At 48.8% G+C, this 678-nt stretch carries 2 protein-coding genes and 1 pseudogene; all 3 read right to left on the bottom strand.

Going from position 1 to position 678, the window contains the following annotated elements:
* Positions 1-135: pseudogene (gene vscX, locus R7O13_RS27420) on the bottom strand (type III secretion system protein VscX); the annotation flags it as partial.
* The gene (sycN, locus tag R7O13_RS27415; protein WP_318305267.1) at positions 135-506 is read right to left on the bottom strand and encodes a type III secretion chaperone SycN; all 372 of its coding nucleotides are present in this window, start codon (positions 504-506) and stop codon (positions 135-137) included. The pseudogene vscX and the gene sycN, both read right to left, overlap by 1 nt.
* Positions 493-678, bottom strand: a 186-nt coding sequence (locus tag R7O13_RS27410) for a TyeA family type III secretion system gatekeeper subunit (protein ID WP_318305266.1), incomplete at its 5' end; no start/stop codon positions are given. The genes sycN and R7O13_RS27410, both read right to left, overlap by 14 nt.

The raw sequence follows: 678 nt of genomic DNA, 5'->3' as shown, positions 1-678 counted from the left end.
TTTTTCCAAATGAGTCCCGACGGCTTGCCCATCCGGCAGTAACTGAAATCGTTTGGGGAAATCTGTTTCGACTTCACCATGGGAAACGTGAGTAAAGGCTTCAATGCCGACATTTAACGTACTAACTCGGGTCATCAACTTGCCACTTCATCGTGAAGACGCACTAAAAGCGCGAACGCTTGTTCGAGTGTCGGCAGCGTCACTTCATCGCCTTCAATTTTGGCGGAAAACACCAAGGTTTCGTCGTCGAGCAAACCGGTTTTCATTTCAAATGGCCAACCCTGTTCGGCATGGCACAAACGCAGCGCATGCTGAATACGCTCGCCCGACTGATGCCACGACAACGCACGCGCCAACATAAGGAAAAGTCGATCATGATGTTTGTCTATGTGCAATGTGCCGCTTTGCTCAAAGCTCAGCTGCACACGTCCTGCGGTAGAAAAATCCACCGCATCTAAGCCCATTCCTCGGCAACACTCATCGAATGATGCATCAATCCAACTCATCGCCCCACGCTTCCTCTTCTTCTATATCAATGGCTTCGTCTAGCGCCTTTTGTGCGGCTTGTATTAGGTTTTGTCTCTGTTCGTCGTCAGCAAATACATCAACGGGGATGTGTCGTATCAACTTGTGCAGCTCTCGAAAAAAATCGATTTTCTGTTCTATTGCCACCAACTC

Source organism: Vibrio sp. Y176 (assembly GCF_033438945.1).
This window is presented reverse-complemented; position numbering and strand designations above follow the sequence as displayed.